This window comes from Streptomyces sp. CNZ287, from assembly GCF_007827615.1.
Window position 1 is genome coordinate 240,406 of sequence record NZ_VISV01000003.1, and the last position, 13,181, is coordinate 253,586.

The 13,181-nt window shown below is 73.8% G+C and carries 12 protein-coding genes; 3 read left to right on the forward strand and 9 right to left on the reverse strand.

Annotated features, from left to right (window positions below; genetic code table 11):
- Positions 1 to 37 precede the first annotated feature (37 nt).
- From hydA to FB457_RS08620, 4 genes are all read right to left on the reverse strand, one after another.
- Positions 38 to 1,438 carry a dihydropyrimidinase gene (gene hydA, locus FB457_RS08605; RefSeq protein WP_047018774.1) on the reverse strand — a complete coding sequence of 467 codons (1,401 nt, stop codon included), beginning with the start codon at positions 1,436 to 1,438 and terminating at the stop codon, positions 38 to 40.
- 374 nt (positions 1,439 to 1,812) lie between these two features.
- Complete coding sequence (locus tag FB457_RS08610; protein ID WP_047020483.1) at positions 1,813 to 3,039, reverse strand: aspartate aminotransferase family protein; 1,227 nt, start codon at positions 3,037 to 3,039, stop codon at positions 1,813 to 1,815.
- 68 nt (positions 3,040 to 3,107) lie between these two features.
- Positions 3,108 to 3,950, reverse strand: coding sequence for a nitrilase-related carbon-nitrogen hydrolase (locus FB457_RS08615; protein ID WP_047018773.1), 843 nt, complete (start codon positions 3,948 to 3,950; stop codon positions 3,108 to 3,110).
- A gap of 129 nt (positions 3,951 to 4,079) precedes the next feature.
- Positions 4,080 to 5,438, reverse strand: coding sequence for a hypothetical protein (locus FB457_RS08620; protein ID WP_253911475.1), 1,359 nt, complete (start codon positions 5,436 to 5,438; stop codon positions 4,080 to 4,082).
- Between the two features lie 170 nt (positions 5,439 to 5,608).
- Between FB457_RS08620 and FB457_RS08625 the strand changes: the two genes are divergently transcribed.
- Positions 5,609 to 6,352, forward strand: coding sequence for a hypothetical protein (locus FB457_RS08625; protein WP_047018771.1), 744 nt, complete (start codon positions 5,609 to 5,611; stop codon positions 6,350 to 6,352).
- Between the two features lie 201 nt (positions 6,353 to 6,553).
- Positions 6,554 to 7,300 (forward strand): GntR family transcriptional regulator, encoded by a 747-nt coding sequence (locus FB457_RS08630; protein WP_047018770.1) that lies wholly within the window; start codon positions 6,554 to 6,556, stop codon positions 7,298 to 7,300.
- Positions 7,301 to 7,319: 19 nt separating this feature from the next.
- Here the strand turns inward: FB457_RS08630 and FB457_RS08635 are convergent, their stop codons facing one another.
- On the reverse strand, positions 7,320 to 7,766 hold the full coding sequence (locus FB457_RS08635) for a DUF6278 family protein (RefSeq protein WP_047018769.1): 447 nt from the start codon (positions 7,764 to 7,766) through the stop codon (positions 7,320 to 7,322).
- Between the two features lie 177 nt (positions 7,767 to 7,943).
- Between FB457_RS08635 and FB457_RS08640 the strand changes: the two genes are divergently transcribed.
- Positions 7,944 to 9,755, forward strand: coding sequence for an SGNH/GDSL hydrolase family protein (locus FB457_RS08640; protein WP_145781405.1), 1,812 nt, complete (start codon positions 7,944 to 7,946; stop codon positions 9,753 to 9,755).
- Positions 9,756 to 9,785: 30 nt separating this feature from the next.
- Here the strand turns inward: FB457_RS08640 and FB457_RS08645 are convergent, their stop codons facing one another.
- From FB457_RS08645 to FB457_RS08660, 4 genes are all read right to left on the reverse strand, one after another.
- The gene (locus tag FB457_RS08645; RefSeq protein ID WP_047020482.1) at positions 9,786 to 10,577 is read right to left on the reverse strand and encodes an exodeoxyribonuclease III; all 792 of its coding nucleotides are present in this window, start codon (positions 10,575 to 10,577) and stop codon (positions 9,786 to 9,788) included.
- Positions 10,578 to 10,669: 92 nt separating this feature from the next.
- Positions 10,670 to 11,314, reverse strand: coding sequence for an MBL fold metallo-hydrolase (locus FB457_RS08650; protein WP_145781406.1), 645 nt, complete (start codon positions 11,312 to 11,314; stop codon positions 10,670 to 10,672).
- A 21-nt stretch (positions 11,315 to 11,335) separates the two neighbouring features.
- Positions 11,336 to 11,878: a hypothetical protein gene (locus FB457_RS08655; RefSeq protein WP_047018766.1), complete on the reverse strand. Its 543-nt coding sequence runs from the start codon at positions 11,876 to 11,878 to the stop codon at positions 11,336 to 11,338.
- 65 nt (positions 11,879 to 11,943) lie between these two features.
- Positions 11,944 to 13,065 carry an ROK family glucokinase gene (locus tag FB457_RS08660; protein ID WP_047018765.1) on the reverse strand — a complete coding sequence of 374 codons (1,122 nt, stop codon included), beginning with the start codon at positions 13,063 to 13,065 and terminating at the stop codon, positions 11,944 to 11,946.
- Between the last annotated feature and the right edge of the window lie 116 nt (positions 13,066 to 13,181).

Below are 13,181 nucleotides of genomic sequence, written 5' to 3' on the forward strand. Positions count from 1 at the left end.
GGTCGCGATGCCGGAGGTGTGGGTCTGGTGGCTGGTTCTACAGGAACTGGCAGGTGCCGCGCGGGATGTACTGGCCGTGTCCCGCGTGGCCGGTGAACTCCCGGCCGTCGAGGACCCTCTCGCCGCGGGAGAGCACGGTCTCGACCCGGCCGGTGATCTCCTTGCCCTCGTACGCCGAGTAGTCGACGTTCATGTGGTGGGTGGCGGCGGAGAGCGTCTGGCGGGCCCCGGGGTCGTAGATGACGATGTCGGCGTCGGAGCCGGGGGCGATGGTGCCCTTGCGGGGGTAGAGGCCGAACATCCGCGCCGGGGCGGCGCAGGCGATGTCGATCCAGCGGCGGCGGGTGAGGTGGCCGTCGAGCACGGCCTGGTGGAGGAGGTCCATCCGGTTCTCCACGCCCGGCAGCCCGTTGGGGATCTTGGAGAAGTCGCCGCGGCCCAGTTCCTTCTGGTCCGCGAAGCAGAACGGGCAGTGGTCGGTGGAGACGACCTGGAGGTCGTCGGTGCGCAGACCGCGCCAGAGGGCGGCCTGGTGCTCGCGGGGGCGCAGCGGCGTGGAGCAGACGTACTTCGCGCCCCCGAAGTCCGGCTCGGCGAGGTTGTCGGTGGAGAGGAAGAGGTACTGCGGGCAGGTCTCGCCGAAGACCGGCAGGCCGGCGTCGCGGGCCTGCGCCAGCTCGGCGACGGCCTCCTCGGCGGAGACGTGCACGACGTACAGCGGGCTGCCGGCGACGCGGGCGAGCTGGATGGCGCGGTGCGTGGCCTCGGCCTCCAGCAGCACCTTGCGCACCTCGCCGTGGTAACGCGGGTCGGTCTTCCCGGCCTTGAGGGCCTGTTCGACGAGGACGTCGATGGCGATGCCGTTCTCGGCGTGCATCATGATCAGCCCGCCGTTGCCCGCGGCGCGCTGCATGGCGCGCAGGATCTGGCCGTCGTCGCTGTAGAAGACGCCCGGGTAGGCCATGAAGAGCTTGAAGGAGGTCACGCCCTCCTCGACCAGGCCGTCCATCTCCTTGAGCGTGTGCTCGTTGACGTCGGAGAGGATCATGTGGAAGGCGTAGTCGATGCTGCACTGGGCGTCAGCCTTGGCGTGCCAGGCGTCCAGCCCTTCGCGCAGCGCGCTGCCCTGCTTCTGTACGGCGAAGTCCACGATGGTCGTCGTGCCGCCCCAGGCGGCGGCGCGGGTGCCCGTCTCGAAGGTGTCCGAGGCGAACGTGCCGCCGAAGGGCAGTTCCATGTGCGTGTGGGCGTCCACCCCGCCCGGGATGACGTACTTCCCGGTGGCGTCGAGCACGGCGGCGCCCTCGCGCCAGCCGGCGGCGGCGTCGCTGCCGTGTGCGGCGAGCGCGGTGACGCGGCCGTCCTCGACGAGCACGTCGGCGTGGATCTCGTCGGCGGCGGTGATGACAAGACCGCCGGTGATGACTGTACGGCTCACGGCCTCTGCTCCCTTCCGGCGACGCGACGTCACCAGGGGTCTACACCCGTAGAGTCGAGCTGCGTGCGAAGACCGTAGAAGCATGGCACCGCGCTCGGCAATACCGCGGCAGCCGCCCGTCGCCACCGCGTGGCGCGGGCCGTGCGCGCGGGGCGCCGTATCCGTGCGTTGTGCACGCCTTGTTCGTGACAGCGGTGACTACTGCCGGTACGCGTCCGGCTGCCATCCTTCGTGGGCCAAAGCAGCTCCTCCACCTCCCTCGGGAAGTCGCGGGCCGGGGCCTCGTTGCGGTATCGCTCACCCGCCGCCACCCGCCGGAGGCCGGCCGGGCGCCTCGCGGCGCACGGCCGGCCTCCGTCCTTGCGAACTCCGCCTCAGCCGGCGGTCTCCGCGTCGGCGGCGTGCAGGGCCCGTTCGAGAACGGCCGCGCCCTCCTCCGCCTCCGCGACGGTCAGGGAGAGCGGCGGCGCGATGCGCAGCGTCTCGCCGGCCTTGCCCCGGCCGACGAGCAGGCCGCCCGCGCGGGCGTGCTCCAGCACCGCCGCGGCGTGCCCGGGGGTGGCCAGCTCGATGCCGATCATCAGGCCCCGGCCGCGTACCTCGCGCACCGAGGCGAGGCCCGCCGCGGCGGCCCGCAGCCGCTCGATGAGCAGGCCGCCGACGCGGCGGGCGTTGCCCTGGAGGTCGTGCTCCAGGACGTAGCCGAGGTTGGCCAGGCCCGCGGCCATGGTGACCGGGCTGCCGCCGAACGTGGAGAGGGAGTTGGCGTCCAGGCAGTTCATGATCTCGGCGCGGGCGACGACGCCGCCGATGGAGGTGCCGTTGCCGATCCCCTTGGCGAAGGTGAGCATGTCCGGCGGGCCGTTGCCCGCGTGCGCCTGCCAGCCCCAGAAGTGGTCGCCGGTACGGCCCCAGCCCGACTGCACCTCGTCGGTGATCCACAGGATCCCCTCCTCGGCGAGCACCTCGCGGAACGCGGCGTACAGGCCGTCGGGCGGGGAGGTGAAGCCGCCGACGCCCTGGACGGGTTCGGCGATGAGGGCGGCGACGCCGCGGGTCTGGGAGAGCATGTCGCGCAGGTCGGCGACGCAGGCGTCGATGAACGCGGCGTCGTCGAGGTCGGCGAAGGGGCCCGCGGTGCGGATGCCGCCGTGGACGTAGAGGGTCTGCAGCGGGGAGAGGCTGGTGGGCGACCAGGCGCGGTTGCCGGTGATACCGACCGCGGTGAAGGAGCGGCCGTGGTAGCTGTTACGCATGGCCAGCACCTGGTTGGAGCGGCGGTACGTGCTCGCCAGCAGCAGCGCCGTGTCGGTGGCCTCGGTGCCCGAGGTGGTGAAGAACACCCGCGCGTCGGGGATGCCGGACAACTGCGCGATGCGCTCGGCCAGTTCCACCATGGGGCGGTTGAGATAGAGGGTGGAGGTGTGCAGGATGCGGCCGGCCTGCTCGGCGACCGCCTTGGTGACCTCCGGGAGGGCGTGGGCGGTCATGGTGGTGAGGATGCCGCCGAAGAAGTCGAGGTAGCGGTTGCCCTCGGCGTCCCAGACGTGCCGGCCCTCGCCGTGGGTGATCTCGATGGGCTCGGCGTAGTAGAGCGCCATCCAGTCGGGCAGGACGGCCCGGTGCCGGGCGAGCAGATCGCGGTGTACGCCGCCGCCGTTCGCCGCGCTCACGGCTGCACCAGGTCCCCGTAGGCGTCCGGGCGGCGGTCCCGGTAGAAGGCCCACTGCCGGCGGACCTCCTCGATCATGCCGAAGTCGAGGTCGCGCACCACCAGTTCCTCCTCCTTGTCGCTCGCGACGTCGCCGACGAACTGGCCGCGGGGGTCGACGAAGTAGCTCGTGCCGTAGAAGTCGTTGTCGCCGTACTCCTCGACGCCGACGCGGTTGATGGCGGCGATGAAGTACTCGTTGGCGACGGCCGCCGCGGGCTGCTCCAGTTGCCACAGGTACGCCGACAGGCCGCGGGAGGTCGCCGACGGGTTGTAGACGAGCTGGGCGCCGGCGAGGCCGAGGGCGCGCCAGCCCTCGGGGAAGTGCCGGTCGTAGCAGATGTAGACGCCGACCCTGCCGACGGCGGTGTCGAAGACCGGCCAGCCGGCGTTGCCCGGCTTGAAGTAGTACTTCTCCCAGAAGCCCTTGACCTGCGGGATGTGGTGCTTGCGGTACTTGCCGAGGACCGTGCCGTCGGCGTCGATGACGACCGCGGTGTTGTAGTAGAAGCCCTCCTGCTCGATCTCGAAGACCGGGACGACCACGACCATGCCGGTCTCGCGGGCGAGGGCCCGCATCCGTACGACGGTGGGCCCGTCGGGTACGGGCTCGGCCCAGCGGTAGTGCTCGGGCTCCTGCACCTGGCAGAAATAGGGGGCGTTGAAGACCTCCTGGAAGCCGATGATGCGGGCGCCGCGGGCGGCGGCGGCTCTCGCGTGCTCCTCGTGCTTCGCGATCATCGACTCGGTGTCGCCGGTCCACGTCGCCTGGACGAGTGCGGCGCGTACAACGTTGGCCATGGCTGCTCCTCGGACGGGACGCCGGAGGCTCTACGCACGTAGAAGCCGGGCGGATCTCTGAACGTAAGTCGCCGCGGTGGCGCTGGCAAGAGCGGCGCACCGAACACCGGCCGGGCGGAACGGCCCGGTTCAGGCTGATTCGGGCGCACCCGGCAGGCCCGCGGAGCGCATCGCAAGGGCGAGCCGGCGGTGGCGCTGGGCGGGCCCGCGGCGGGCGGCGCGCAGCAACTGCGGCACGAGCCGGCCGGGATCGGCCCCGGCCAGCTCGACCGCCTCGTCGGTGCCGCGGGAGGCGGCGAAGGCGTCGAGCAGTTCCTCCGACTCCCGGTCGCGGCCCGCGCGGTGGAGGGCGGAGAGGATCGCGGCCAGCTCGGGTACGGGCCGGGCGGCGGCGTGCCGGACGAGCTGCAGCGCCTCGCGCGCACGGCCGGCGGCGGCGAACGCGTCCGCGGCCCCGGTCAGCCGCTCGGGGGGCAGCGCGGCGGCCTCCCACAGCAGGGTCGCCACCTCTGCGGCGCCGGCGGTGCGCTCCAGTTCGGCGGCGAGGTCGGGCAGCGCCTCCGGCGGGCCCGCCGCGGCGGCGCTGAGCCGGGCGTACGCCTCGCCGGTACGGCCCGCGTCGCGCAGGGCGGCCACGGCGGCGGCGGTCTCGCCGGCGAGCCGGCGCGCAGCGGCGCGCCGGGCGGCGGCGCGGTCGGCCTCCGCGGCGTCCTTCCGGCGCCGCCCGCCGCCCCCGGACCCGGCGCCGGCGAACCGGGCGCCGCTGGGCGGCGGTACGGACGGCACGGCGGCCGGCTCGGGGGTCCCGGCCGCGGGCGGACCGCCGGCCCCCTCGGCAACGGGGCCCGGGAACCGGGCGCCCCGGGGCGGGGACGGCACGGCGGCGCCGGCCTCGGCGGCGTCCGGCGGCACGCCCTCGTACGCGCCGCCCACGGCGGGCAGCACCGGCGGCGGCGCCGAGGCGGCTCCCGCGAACCGGGCGCCCCGGAGTGCCGCCGGGGGCGGGGGCGCGGGCTCCCGGCCCGGCGCCTGCCGCGCCAGCGCCTCGATCCGGCCGCGCAGTTCCGCACAGCGGGCGGACGCGCGGGCGGCGTCGTCGCGCACCCACGCCAGCTCGTACTCCAGCTGCTCTGCCGTCCAGGGGTTGCGCTCCACCGCCAGCCGGTCGCGCAGCCGCTGGGCGTCCTCCTCCGCCGTGCGGTGCTCCGCGAGCCGGGCGCGGAGCACCGCGGTCAGGGCGGCGGGGTCGGGACGGCGGGCGTCGTGGGCGGCGACGGCGGCGCGGTGCAGATCGCGGGCGCGCGGCAGCGCCGCGTCCGCCGTACGCCGTCCGGCGTGCTCGGCCAGGTCGTGCAGGAGCGACTCGACGACGTCCCACGGGGCCGGTGCGGAGCCGTCCAGGCAGGCTTGCAGCCCGTCGGGATCGCCGCGGCGAAAGACTCCGTACCAGCCGGCCCCTTCGTCCAGCCATCCTGTGATCTGCCGCAAGAATCGCGCGAATTCCGCCATTTCCGGCGGCAGCGATTGTTCCGCCACGGCGGGCATTCGACACCCGTTGTGTTTCGTCCGCGCTACGGGGGCTTTGCAGCCGCGGTAAACGGAACCTGAGCTACGGCAGCCTCGAACAATGTTACGGACGACCGCTAGCATGCCCGGTCATGAGCGAACCCATCCTCGTCCTCGTCTCGGCCGCCGCCGGCCTCGTGGTCGGCGCCGCGCTCGGGTGGTACGCGCGCGGCAGCCTCGTCGGGCGCCGCCACCGGCGCCGGGAGCGCTTCTTCGGGCTGCCGCGCAACTCGGAGGCCCTGGTGGTGGTGAACCGGGACGCCGGCGGCGGGGACTGGAGCGTGGCCAAGCACGACGCGCTCGCCCTGCTGGAGCTGTCCGCGGTGATCAAGTCCTGCGGGGCGCACGTGCAGGTCGTCGCGCAGGACACCGCGCAGCAGACGTTCGGCGACCGCACCGAGTTCTGCGTCGGCACCCCGATATCCAACCGCCGCATGGCCGCGCACATGCAGTCCCTGCTGCCGGGGGTACGGATCAACACCGACCCCGAGCCGGGCCCCGACCGCGGTGCGTTCGCGGTGGGCACGGAGCGCTACCGGCTGGAGAACGGGGTCAGCGAGCACGTGCTGCTGGCCCGGCTCTCCGCGGGCCAGGAGGCCAGGCCGGTCTTCCTCTCGTGCGGCCAGCGCTCCATCACCAACCAGGCGGCGATGCGCTATCTGGTGAAGAACGAGAGCCGGCTGAACCGGAAGTACGGCAGCAACTCCTTCGTCCTGCTGCTGAAGGTCGTCAACTCGCAGTCGTACGGACCCGATGTGGTGGAACTCGTCGGGGACGTGACCAAGCAGGCACAGACGCCGCTCGCCCAGCCGAACGGGAAGCACGGCAAGTCGTGACCCCGCCACGCCGCGCCCGCGCGGCCGGAGCGCACGCCCGGCGGCCACCGCGGCACGGAAGCCGACCCCAGGTCCTGTCCGGCAGATCGCGCCTCTGTCGCGGAGGGCGGACAGCGCCGTTTGCCAGACAGGACCTAGGTACGCATTCGCTCCCTGAGTACCTAGCCTGTCGGGCGAGTTGCGGGAGAGGAGCCCCCGGGTATGGGCGACGCCAAGCCGGTGTACCAGCGCATCGCCGACGATCTGCGCGAGCGGATCGACGGCGGTGAGCTGTCCGTGGGGGCGCAGATCCCGTCGCGCTCCCAGCTCAAGCGCGCGTACGCGGCGAGCGACCAGACCGTCGACCGGGCCGTGCGGGTACTGAAGGCCGCGGGCTACGCCCACGGGCAGTTCGGCCGCGGCGTGTTCGTCGCCGACCGCACCCCCGTGGGCAGCCTGCTGCGCAGCACGGGCGCGGTCGACTCCCCCTTCGCCGCCCGGCTGGTGCCCGAAGGGGTGACGCTGACCTGGGAGGCGGTCTCCACGCCCGGGCCCGCGCCGCGGGAGGCCGCGCGCCGGCTCGGGATCCCGGTCGGCGACCGGGTGATGTGCACGCAGTACGAGTACCTGGCCGACCGCAAGCCGGTGCAGTTGGCCGTGAGCTGGGAGCCGCTGGCCTTCACCGACGGCACGGACGTGGTCTTCCCCGAGCGCGGCCCGTACGCCAGGCGCGGCGTCCGCGGCCGGTTCGCGGCCATCGGGATCCGGGTGGTGCGGGCCGCGGAGCTGGTCGGCTCGCGGTCGGCGACGACGGCGGAGGCGGAGGCCCTGGGCTGCGCGCCCGGGCAGTGCGTGACGACGGTGGAGCGCACGCACTACGACGAGCGCGGCCGGGCGGTGGAGACCTCGGAAGCGGTGGTACGGGCCGACCGCTGGCGGCTGGAGTACGACATCGCCTTCACCGGCTGACGGGCCGGCGCGCCGCGCGTCAGCCCTCCGCGACCTCGGCGTACATCTGGGACAGCTCCGGCGCCCCGTTCGCCGCCCACTCCGCGCCGATCTCCAGCACGTCCATCTCCCGCCCCGAGGACAGCCGCACCACCGGCGCGCCGTCGTGTGAGTCGATCACCCACTGCGCACCCGCGATCGTCCGTACGATCACCGTGCCCAGGTAGAGTCCCGCGTCGCTGCCCAGCCAGGGCGTGACCTCCGGGTCGTCCCGCCAGCGCGGCAGCAGTTGGTCCAGCTCCTCCAGCGACCGCGGGGTGTCGTCCAGCTCGACGCCCGCCGACTCCGCCTGGACGCGCAGCAGTTCGCACTCGCTCAGCAGCTCGGCGACGCCCTCCTGGTCGACCGACGTGTCCGGGTGCGACGTCCGCTGCTCACGCCCGGAGCCATGCCGTCTACGCCAGTTGTCGAGGAAGGAGATGTTCATGCCCCCACCCTCGCATCCGGGCAGGCGGGAGCACCACAGGCGCGCGGATCCGATTCGCTCACCAGGTGTTTCCCGGAACGCCGTCTTGACCGTTCACCCGTGTCTCTCTAGCTTCATTGCGCCCCCCTGAGATGACTGGTCATGTCGAGACGCCGAACCGGGACCCGGAGGGCCACCTTGCGGATTCGCCTCGTCACCACCGCCACCCTGCTCGCACTCGCCGCCACCGCCGTGCCGGTGGCCGCCCAGGCCGCCGTACCACCCGGCGGGCCACAGCCGTTGGCCAAGCTCTTCGACAACACCGCCGTCAGCGACGACGCCGACCCCGGCGCCGCGGACTTCGACGGCGCGGGCAGCTTCCTGTACGCCGGGGACCTGGCCGCCGCCGGCTGGACGCCCGGGCGGAGGCTGGACATCGACGCGGCCGGGCTGCGGCTGCCGCGCTACGGCCGCGGCGCACCCGACAACGTCGTCGCCGACGGCCAGTCCGTCGCGCTGCGCGGCAAGGGCAACGCCGTCTCCCTGCTCGTCGCGGGCTCCACCGCGGGCGGCCCGGGCACAGGGGTCTCCGGCACCGGCACCGTGGGGTACGCCGACGGCAGCTCCAGCCCGTACAGCCTGACCGCGCCGGACTGGCGCGCCGGGCCGCTGACCACCAAGGCGCTGGCACTGCCGCGGCGGGGCACCCCGGAGGGGCCGCGGGCCGAGGCCACCCGGCTGTACGCGGTGACCGTGCCGGTCACCCGCGGCAAGCGGATCACCTCGCTCACCCTGCCCGACGACCCGGGCCCTCAGTCCGACCTGCACGTCTTCGCCGCCTCCGTACGGGCGGAGGCCACCGGCTGGACCGGGAGCTGGGCCGCCAGCACCTCCGGCTACACCGCCGTGGGGCCGTGGACGGACCGGACGCTGCGGCTCGTGGTGCACGCCGGCGCGGGCGGCGACCGCACCCGCGTGCGGCTGGCCAACACCTTCGCCGCGTCGCCGGTACGGTTCGGGCAGGCGACCGTCGCCGTGCAGGGCGAGGGCGCCGCGACCGCGGGCCGGCCGGTGCCGCTGACGTTCGGCGGCAGGACCGGCACCACGGTCGCCGCCGGCGCCGAAGCGGTCAGCGACCCGGCCCGCTTCACCGTGCCGCCGGGATCGAACCTGCTGGTGAGCATCCACCTGCCGGAGACCGTCCGTGCCGCCCCGGTGCACGCGCTGGCCATGCAGACCTCGTTCATCAGCGCCGACGGCAGCGGCGACCGCGCCGCGGACACCGGCGCCGATGCCTTCACCGGCACCATCGCCACCTGGCCGTTCCTCACCGGCATCGACGTCGGCGGCGGCCCCGGCTCCGTCGTCACGCTCGGCGACTCCATCACCGACGGGCACAGCTCCGGCACCGGCACCAACCGGCGCTGGCCCGACGTGCTCGCCGCCCGGCTGCGGGCGCAGGACGACGTGCCGCGCTACGGCGTCCTCAACCAGGGCATCTCCGCCAACCGCATCGTCACCGACCGGTACAAGGGCGACGGCGTGAGCAGCGACGTCGGCGGCGTCAGCGCCCAGCACCGGCTGGAGCGCGACGTGCTGGCGCAGACCTCGGCCCGTACCGTCGTGGTCTTCGAGGGCATCAACGACGTCCGCGCGGGCACCAGCGCGGACGAGGTGATCGCCGGGCTGCGCGGCATCTCCGAGCGGGCGCAGGCCCGCGGGCTGCGGGTGGTGGCCGCGACCGTCGCGCCGTGCGAGGGCTACGGCGACTGCAGCCCCGCGGTCGACGCGCGGCGCACCGCGGTCAACGAGTACATCCGCGCCAACGCCACCGGGGCGGACGCCGAATTCGACGCGATGCTCGACTTCGACGCCGTGCTGCGGGACCCGGAGCGGCCGCAGCGGCTGCTGCCCGCGTACGACAGCGGGGACCACCTCCACCCCGGGCCCGCGGGGCTGAAGGCGGCGGCGGACTCGATCGACCTGGGGCTGCTCGTGCCGCGCTCGTAGCGCCGCACCTCACACCCGGCGCATGCCGGCCTAGAGGTCGAGGTCGACGACGACGGGGGCATGGTCGGACGGGTTCTTGTCCTTGCCCGGCCGCCGCGCCTCCCGGTCGACGTACGCGTCGGTGACGGCGGCGGTGAACGCCGCGTTGCCGTAGACGTGGTCGATGCGCATGCCCTTGTTCTTCTGGAAGCCGAGCTGGCGGTAGTCCCAGAAGGTGAAGGGGATGTCGTACTTCAGCGCGCGCGGATAGACCTCGCCGAGTCCCGCGAACTTCTGCAGCTCGTCGAGGGCCGTGCGCTCCGCCTTGCTGACGTGCGTGTGCCCGCCGAAGAGGGAGATGTCCCAGACGTCCTCGTCCTTCGGCGCCACGTTGTAGTCCCCGAGGAGGGCGTACGGCCGCTCGCCCGCGGCCTCCTGCGCGGCCATTTCGCGCAGGGCCTCCAGCCAGCGCAGCTTGTACGCGTAGTGGGCGTGGCCGACGTCGCGGCCGTTCGGCACGTACAGCGACCAGACGCGCGCCGGACCGCACGTCGCGCCCAGGGCGCGCGGCTCGGTCACGCCCTCGTACTGCGGCTGGTCCGGCAGGTCCACGGTGACGTCGGCCAGGCCGACCCTGGAGACGACCGCCACCCCGTTCCACCGGCCGTCGGCGCGGATCGCCGCCTCGTACCCCAGACCGGCCAGGGCGGCGCCCGGGAACGCCTCCTCGGTGCACTTCAGCTCCTGGAAACAGACCACGTCGGGCGCGGTCTCCTCAAGCCACTGCAGGATGCGGGGCAGCCGGGGATTGATGCCGTTGACGTTCCACGTAGCGATGCGCACAGCCATGCCCACAACCTACCCCGCCCCTCTGACACCGCTCCCGGGCCTCCCGTCGCCCCGGCCCGCGCCCCCGGTCCCCGGGGGCGGGAGGGCTACACCGTGAGGGTCGTGCCCCGTTCGAGGTGGAGGTGCTCCGCGCCGGCCACGCCCGGGCCGTTCGGGCCCAGCATGCGGCCGTAGAGCTGCGGTGCGAGGTCGGAGAGGAGCGCGTCGTGGACGTCGACGGCGCGGCGGGGGGCGACGGCGCGGACGTAGTCGATGACTTCGGCGACCTTGTTCCACGGCGCCATCACCGGCAGCAGCAGTGTCTCGACGGTCCGGTCCGGCACGGTCAGCGCGTCGCCCGGGTGGAAGACGGCACCGTCCACGACGTAGCCGACGTTGGTGATCCGCGGGATGTCCGGGTGGATCACGGCGTGCAGTTGGCCGTGCACCTCGACCTCGAAGCCCGCGGCGGTGACCACGTCGCCCTCGCCGACGGTGTGCACCCGCCCGGGGAACGCCGCGGAGACCTGCTCCGCCACGCTGCGCAGCGTCCACAACTGCGCCGCCGGGTTGGTGTCGAGCGCGGCGCGCAGCCGGCCCTCGTCGAAGTGGTCGGGGTGCTCGTGCGTGACGAGGAGGGCGTCCGCGCCGACCGCCGCGTCCGGCTCGCTGTACCCGCCGGGGTCGATGACGAGCACCGCGCCGTCCTTGGCCAGCCGGACGCAGGAGTGCCCCTTCTTCGTCAATTCCATGATGCCGGTGACAACTCCTCGTCAGTACTCCGTCGTGGACACGGTACGCACCACGAGGTTCTCGGGGTCCGCCGTGTTGACGACGATGGACACGTCCGGGCGCGCGCCGGACTGCTTGAGCTTCAGCCCCGACCAGTCCCCCTCGGTGAAGTCCCAGCCGACGGTGTCCGCCTGCGCGGGGGTGACGGGGTTGAGCCCGTCCTTCAGCCGCGGCAGGGGCCGGACGTCGGAGCGCGAGAGGGTCGTCTCCAGGTACTCGTCCACGGACTCCTGCGGGGCGGTGAAGTCGACGTACAGGGCGCTGTCGTGCAGCGCGTTCTGCTCGTAGTAGCGGATGTTCTCGGCGCCGCCGGGCACGGGCACCTGGTAGATGCGGCGCAGCAGGCGCGGCGGCCAGCCGGGCTCCATGTCGGTGAAGGCGGCGCGCTCCGCCTTGTCGCGGCCGCTCTCGCGGCTCTGCTGGGTGGAGATCCAGCCGTAGACCAGCGGGATGCCGACGAGCAGGGCGATGGCGAGGTACGCCTTCCAGGAGCGGGCGACGCGGCGCGGGGGGCGGTGATGCATGTGCCCATTCTGGGCGGGATCCGGGTCGTGGCGGCGCACAGGACGCTCGCCGGAGTCCTGGAGGGTCACTTGCCGACCACCTGCGCGAACCGCTCGTAGCGCTCGACCCGCCGCCGGTTGGTGCGGCGGAACCGGCGGGCCACGAGACGGGCCAGGTCGGCGGCGCCGACCAGCCCGGCGTCGTTGCCGAGGCGGGCGCGTACTATCCGCGCCTCCGGCCGGTAGCCGCGGCCGGTGAGGCTGCGCCGGAAGGCGTCCTGGGCGGGCTTGATGAGCAGGTCGTCCGCGGAGCTGACGCCGCCGCCGATGACGAAGCAGGAGGGGTCGAGGGCCGCGGCGAGGTTGGCGATGCCGACGCCGAGCCACTGGCCGATGTCCTGGAGCAGCTCTATGCACATCGCGTCGCCCTCGCGGGCCAGCTCGGTGATGAGCGGGCCCGTGATGTCGCCGACGTTGCCCTTGACGCGGTCGATGATCCCGTACGCGACCGGGGACTCGGCCGCCGCCAGCTCGCGGGCCTCGCGGACCAGCGCGTTGCCGGAGCTGTACTGCTCCCAGCAGCCCCGGTTGCCGCAGGGGCAGCGGTGCCCGCCGGGCACCACCTGCATGTGGCCGAACTCGCCGGCCACCCCGTACTTGCCGCGCTTGACCTGGCCGTCCTCCAGGATGGCGCCGCCGATGCCGGTGCCCAGCGTGATCATGACCAGATAGTCCTCGCCGCGGCCGGCGCCGAAGCGCCACTCCGCCCAGGCGGCGGCGTTGGCGTCGTTGTCGACCATCACGGGGACCCGCAGCCGCTCGGAGAGCGCGTCACGCAGCGGCTCGTTCCGCCAGGACAGGTGCGGGGCGAAGAGCACCCGGCTGCGGTCGGCGTCGATCCAGCCGGCCGCGCCGATGCCGACGGCGTGCACGTCGTGGCGCTCGGAGAGGTCGAGGACCAGCTCGACGATCACGTCCTCGACGACCTTCGGGCTCTTGGACTTGTCGGGTGTCTCGGTGGTCGCGCGCTCCAGGATGTGCCCGTCGGCGTCGACGACGCCGGCGGCGACCTTGGTGCCGCCGATGTCGATGCCCACGGTGGGCACCCGGGGCGCGGTCAGGTGCGAGCGCCGCTCGCGGTGGCTCACGCTGCGCAGCACGGTGGCGCGGGCGGTGCTGCCGTGCGGTGTCCTCTCGGCGGCCGTCACGGGCGCTCCCCTCGCCCGGGCCGGGGATGCGGCTCGGTGGGTGCGGGTGATCGCAAGGGGTGGCCCCTTCCCCTGTCGGGAGTCGCTGACGTGTGCCGATTCTGCCTCACAGGCCC